This is a genomic window from Candidatus Cloacimonadota bacterium (assembly GCA_034661015.1).
In the GTDB taxonomy this organism is placed as follows: Bacteria; Cloacimonadota; Cloacimonadia; order JGIOTU-2; family JGIOTU-2; genus JAYEKN01.
Genome location: JAYEKN010000016.1, coordinates 1 through 6,878 on the forward strand (window position 1 = coordinate 1; position 6,878 = coordinate 6,878).

The window sequence follows — 6,878 nt, forward strand, 5'->3', positions numbered from 1 at the left end:
TTTTTAGAAAATTATGTAGATTCAACTATTTACGGCGTGGAAGTTTTTAATGCTTCTACTACTCCTGATGTTGATTTTACATTATCACCCATTCCGGGAAATCTAACCGGAAGTGTGTTTTTATATGGGGGGAATGGAAACATTGACGATGTATTGATCTCTTGTGGAGATTTTACTACAAATCCCAATTCATCAGGATCGTATTCAATGAATGTTTTTCCTGGAAATTATACGGTGAATGCTTATCTGCAAAATTATGAAGAGCTTTCTAAAAGCCGAGAAATAATTATGGATTCGACAACTGTCTGTGATTTCATCATAAATTATCTAACTCCCTCTGATTCAATCTGGTTTGAAGTCGAAGAAAACGATATTATCAATATTTCGTGGAATTCGCCAATTATAGAATTGCCTTCCTTACCAGTCCCAAATTCCTATAAATTATTGCGACGTTGCAATGATGAAGAATGGATTACCATTGGAGAAAATATAATTGACACAATTTATTCTGATAATTTGCAGCAAGAACCTGACGGAGAATATATCTATGGAATTCAAGCTGAATATGAATTCGGAGTAAGTGATACAACTTTTTGCTCGGAGTTAATACTCGACAGATTTAAGAATATAATAATTTCAGCAACTCTAAATAATAACAATACTCCTGTGGAAATTGTTTCTAATCTTATTTGCAATGACAGCATTTATAGCCAAACTTTTATTGACACGACTAATGAGTCCGGCATCATTAATTTAGAGAATGTTTATACTGGAGAATTCTATTCAACATTTAAAAAACAAGCATATCATACTTTACACGACACAATTCAAGTTACAGAAACCGACACTGTTTTTTCTATTGAATTAGAAGAAATTTGCTGTCCTCCCGAAATCGATTCATTATTTCTTATCGACAATTATGGAGTAAAATTCGTTTGGTGTATCCCAGATTCTTGCAATTATACTGTCCAATCTTATGATATATTGAGAAAATTCAATACTGATGCTTATGAGTTGATCGCAAACGAAATTCCGGATACATTTTATTACGATAGTTTATACAACGAACCTGACGGAAATTATCAATATGGATGTGCAGCCATTTATACGACCGGCGAAAGTGATACAATTGATTCAGAATCAATTAGTTTGCATCGTTTTGAAGATGTCCAAATATCAATTTCACTTAGCGATGGTTTGGTTCCCGAGGGGGTTGAGTATAATATTCAAGGATTAGATAGTGTTTATAGTGAAAATTTCAGCGGGGAAACTATGCAATCTGGAGAAATAAATCTAACTGACGTTTTTTTTGCAGATTATACCATAAATCTCTCTAAGCAAGACTATTATTCTTTAGTTGATACTCTTACTGTTAATCTCGATTCTACAAACCAATTTAGCTATGTTTTAGAAGCTATGCCCGGTACTATTCAGGGTAATTTGATTTTATTAGACGGGAATGCTAATGTCGAAGATGTAGAAATATCGGTAGATACTTTTACTACTACTCCCGATACTGCAGGGAATTATTCGATTACTATTTCTCCGGGAATTTATAATGTAAGCACTTTTTTGCAAAACTATGCGGATTCAATCGTATCCAACGTTGTAGTAACCAATAATGACATCACCGATAGTATAAATTTTGCACTTCATAGAATTATCGGATGCATAGAAGGAACCATATCTGTTTCTGCGGGAAATTATAATATTGAGAATACGAATATAATTGCTATAAATGCAGATTCATCCTATACTACCAATCCAGACTCTATCGGATTTTATCAGATTATTCTTCCGGGGGGCTTCTATTCCGTAACTGCGATTTTAGAAAATTACGAGGATTCCACTATTACCGAGGTGGAAGTTTTGGACAATCAGACTACAAGCGATGTAGATTTTTGTTTGAACCCGATTCTCGGTTCTGTTCAGGGTAATGTTACAATTGCAAACGGTAGCGGATGGGTGGAAGATGTAGAAGTTACGGCTGGTGAGATAACTGTGAATCCAGATCCGTTTGGTGATTATGAAATTTCCCTACCTGCAGGTTCTTACGATGTGACTGCTTACATAAACCCAACATATTATGATTCAACCATTGTGGGAGTATCTGTTTTCTCCAATCAGGTAACTACCGGAATTGATTTTTCTTTATCTTCAATTCCTGGTTTTTTGGAAGGGAGTGTTACTATTGAGCTGGGGGGAACAGGAGAAGTAACTGATGTGAATATCACGGTTGGTGAAATTGTTGGTCATCCGAATTCGGACGGAAATTTCAATTTTCCGGTTGTTCCCGGAACATATACCGTTATAGCAGGGATGCTCGGTTATGAAATTCAGGAGATACCAAATACTGTGATTGAGGTTAACGATACGACCCATGTGGATTTTAATTTACAATATCTTCAGGAACCGGCAGATATTTGGTTAGAAAACCTATCTGCCGAATATATTGCCACAATAGCCTGGACGCCGATTGCTCAACCTGTAGCGGGAAAATTTTATCGAGATGAACCTGTTTTTCAATCATATACGATTTGGCGAAGGCATTATTTGGAAATTTGGGATGAGTGGGAAATAATCACTCAAAATGTATTAGATTCTACTTATTCCGACAATCTGCAGCAGCAACCGGATGGTGGATATTTGTATGGTGTTCAGGCAATTTACGATATTGGTGCAAGCACAATAACCAGATCCCAGCAAACTTATTTTGTTCTCAATAGATTCCAAGACATAACAATAAATATTACGACCAATGACGGCGTTTTACCTTCAAATGTATCCTATGATCTTCAGGGATTAGACCAAATTTATGCTCAAGGATTTTTCGGAATAACGGATACCACCGGCATAATTGACATAGAGAATGTGTATAAAACCGCTTATAGTATTATTTTGAATAAGCAAGGATATGAGACGCTTACCGACACACTAACCGTAACGGACAGCATATATCAATTTGCTTATGAGTTGCAGGAGGAATATATCGCTCCCTCAGTAATCGAAACGGAATTAACAGATACCTTTTCGGTGGAGATAAACTGGACAGGGAATGTGCCTACTAATCGGTCTCCTCTTCATTATAAATTATACCGGAAATATGATCAAGAAGAATGGGAGATTCTGTCCGAACAGATTTACGAAAATAATTATTTGGACGATCTGAAAGAAAGTCCTGACGGAGATTACCAATACGGGATTCAAACTATTTACACTACCGGCAGCAGCGATACACTACTATCCGAAACAATGAATTTATTCAGATTTGTAAATTCCTCTTTGAATATTACATTTAGTGATGAAGAACCGCCGGACAGTATTTCTTACAATATCGTCGGACTTGATAGCATTTATCAGCAAGAATTTTCCGGTATGACTCAAAATTCCGGAGTAATAAATCTGACTGGAATTTTTATGTCGGACTATGAAGTTGTATTGACAAGAGCAACTTATGACACACTTTGCGACACAATATCTGTTTCAGGACAAGGGCAACAATTCGATTTTACAATGGAAGCGCTTCCCGGAAAAATTGAAGGTATTGTAAATCTCATAGACGGAGCTGGAAATGTCCAAGAGGTGGAAATCGGATTGGGCACATTTGTGGTGAACCCAGACACAAGCGGATTTTATTCGATCACTCTTCCCGCAGGAAATTATTCTTTAACCGCAACTCTGCCGGAATATACAGACAGCACAATCGCAGAAGTAACGGTTTCGAGAGGTGAAACAACAACTGGTGTGGATTTTAGTCTTCTTCCGATAAAAGCAACTCCCACGCTCTATATTTTTCAAAATCCGTATCTGATTAACTATGTCCAATTCGCTGCCAATGTTGTCCAGAGTGTTGCAGATAGCGTTGCCCTTAAAATAAACGGCCAGATCATTACATTGGATGAAATCGCAGAAAACAGCTATCTCGGCAAATATCATTTTATTCAACCCGGAGAATTCGTAATTACTTTTTCTGCTTATAATAGCGGGGGTGATAGTACGATAATTAGATTTTTTTCGGTCGTTCGTACTGACGAAAACGGCGGGGAAGGTTCATCCGTTGATCATAAATTTACAGTTGATTTTCCAGCCGGTAGTTTACCTGAAAATCGTTTTATCATCGTTTCGGATAGTTCGCTTATAAATCCTCTTTTCGAGAATATGCAAGGAATTTATTGTGTGGGGATAAATGGAATGGATTTGAGCGAAGATGCTGAAGTGAGTTTTAAATATAATTCACCGGATAAGGCGATTTTTTATTACAAAAACGATTCGTGGACAGAACTTCCCACAATCTTTGATGCCGCTGGACTGCATGCGAAAATTGATGAATTGGGATATTTCAGAATAATTGAATCGGATAATACCACGATAGCGGTCTCTCTTTCGCAAAATTATCCCAATCCTTTTAAAACCCAAACGGAAATCGAATTCACTATCCGTTCCATTGGGGAAAATATTTCCCTTTCTGTTTACAACATAAAGGGGCAGCTAGTTCGCAAATTGGCTGAGGGATCATTTGAACCGGGTTTGCATTTGGCAAATTGGAACGGGAAAAATGAGAATGGAATAAATTGCTCTCCCGGAATTTATTTTTTAATGTTTCACTCTCCCCAAAAAAATGTCATTCGCAAAATGGTTTATTTAAAGTAGAAAGCCCTCGAATCACTTACCCGAGAGACAGCACCCAGATGAATGTGATAAACAACATCACTCAGAAAAAACCGATTTAAGCAGATTAAATATTATAATAATGAACAATTTATCAGTGTTCATCAGACCAATCAATGCTTGCCCTGTGGAATGTTTTTGTATTTATATTCCACTTGGGGTTTATCTGCGTCGAATAAAATTGCCGTTTTTCTGCATCGAATCAAATTATCGTATTATTAGGAGTTTATCATGAAATTTAAAGTATTAATTATATTGCTCATCACTGCTTTAATTTTTGCATGTGAAGAGAAAAAAACAGGACCGTCAAATTCGGCTGCAGATTTGGTTGAGGAAGGATGGACTCTTTTTATCGAAGCCATTGGCGATGAAGATTTTGAAAATGCAAATATCAAATTTCTGGAAGCATTGCAACAGGATACAACCTATGCTGACGCTCATAACGGAATGGGATGGTGTTTTGCAAAATTGGATAGTTTGAATAAATCAATTTCGGCATTCCAAACGTGCATAAATGTTGATCCGCCGGATAGCATTGTGAGTGAAGCCTACGCAGGCATATCAATCTCCTATCAAGCAAATGGAGATTACCAAAGCAGTATTGATAATGGTAGTTTTATTACTTCAGGATGGGTTTTTTCACGCGATGCAAATGTGAATTATCAGGATGTGATTTTGATTCTCGCGGAAGATTATTACTCAATAGGGGAATTCATACTTTGCTTGTATAAAGTGCAAATTTTAGACCCGACTTTCAATGTTAATGTAAATACTCCGATGGGACGCTCTCAACTTGCCCAGAAAATTGAGCTGCTCAAATCACAGATAATGGGCTGATGATTTAATTTTAAAAAATTTTAATTGGGAACTGAAAACCTAAAACCGATGGGCACTTAGGGTGTTGCCCGCACATATGCCATATGTTTTTTAAAAACCTTGACCAATATTTGAATTGAATAAATATACGCTCTTCTTAACGTGTAGTTTCATGGTGTTATATATATTTTTACTGGAACTTTCAAAAAGTAATAAAAGTGTAACCAATGAGAAAAAAAATTGAATTAATTATTCTGAAACGTAAGTGGTAAATTAGAGAGAATGAAATGGTATGGGAAAAATATTAGAGCAATACAAAAATATGTTAACTCAAAAGCGTTATAGTGAGAATACAAAAAAAATATATAGTAAGTATTTCCATGACTTTACAAATTATTTTATTGACGAAAACATGGAAGAATTAACTCGTTCACAAATTAATAATTATTTATTAAAACTAATAAAGTCTAAAAATATTTCAATCAGTCAACAAAATCAGCGTATAAATGCTATAAAATTCTTTTACGAAAAAGTTTTGGGGAGAGATAAACAATATTATAAAATACATAGGCCAAGAAAAGAAAAAAAATTGCCTGATGTTTTGAGCAAAGCTGAAGTAAATGCAATTATACAAAACACCAGAAATATTAAACATAAAGCGATTTTATCCTTAATATATTCTGCCGGATTAAGGCGTGGCGAGCTTCTCAATTTACGAATAAGTGATATAGATTCGAACCGTATGATGATAAAAATCAGGAATAGTAAGGGAAAAAAAGATAGGTATTCTATTCTTTCGAAAAACACACTTCAAATTTTACGCATCTATTATAAAGAGTACCATCCCGGAAATTGGCTTTTTGAAAGCCCGAAGAAATCCAGATATTCTGCTTCAAGTATTCAAAAGATTTTAAAACGTTCAGTTAGAAAAGCAGGGATACATAGAAATGTGAATATTCATATGCTACGGCATTCCTTTGCCACTCATCTTTTAGAACAGGGAACAAATCTTAGAATCATTCAGGAATTACTGGGACATGAAAGCATAAAAACAACTGAAATTTATACTCATATTTCAAATAGAGATTTAAAAAATGTTATTAACCCCTTTGATAATATGGGAAACCCCGGTTATGAAAAACCATGACACATACAACACATATTTGGATGGCTATATGCCATTACAGTGATGTGATAAAAAAAATATATTCCATGTGGTATATACGCGGACGTTAGCATTCATTAAAGGAAAAACATAAAAAATGAAACAAAAATTTGATAGAAAAATATTCACATTTAGATTATTTTTAAATGATTTAGGGTTTCTTATAGTAAAAATTCCAGAAATCGTAGGAGCATTGAGAAATAAAAAAATAAATAAAGCATTTATGGAG

Annotated in this window: 3 protein-coding genes; all 3 read left to right on the forward strand. The window is 35.2% G+C overall.

The window, feature by feature from the left end; translation table 11 throughout:
- Positions 1–4,650: T9SS type A sorting domain-containing protein (locus tag U9P79_00485; protein ID MEA2103110.1), on the forward strand; the 4,650-nt coding region annotated here is incomplete at its 5' end.
- 249 nt (positions 4,651–4,899) lie between these two features.
- On the forward strand, positions 4,900–5,505 hold the full coding sequence (locus U9P79_00490) for a hypothetical protein (protein MEA2103111.1): 606 nt from the start codon (positions 4,900–4,902) through the stop codon (positions 5,503–5,505).
- Positions 5,506–5,776: 271 nt separating this feature from the next.
- The gene (gene xerA, locus U9P79_00495) at positions 5,777–6,631 is read left to right on the forward strand and encodes a site-specific tyrosine recombinase/integron integrase (protein MEA2103112.1); all 855 of its coding nucleotides are present in this window, start codon (positions 5,777–5,779) and stop codon (positions 6,629–6,631) included.
- Positions 6,632–6,878: the final 247 nt, after the last annotated feature.

What these genes read in the sequence shown, in the direction of transcription:
- U9P79_00490 (MEA2103111.1), top strand. Translation starts at nt 4,900, where the DNA reads ATGAAATTTAAAGTATTAATTATATTGCTCATCACTGCTTTAATTTTT.
- xerA (MEA2103112.1), top strand. Translation starts at nt 5,777, where the DNA reads ATGGGAAAAATATTAGAGCAATACAAAAATATGTTAACTCAAAAGCGT.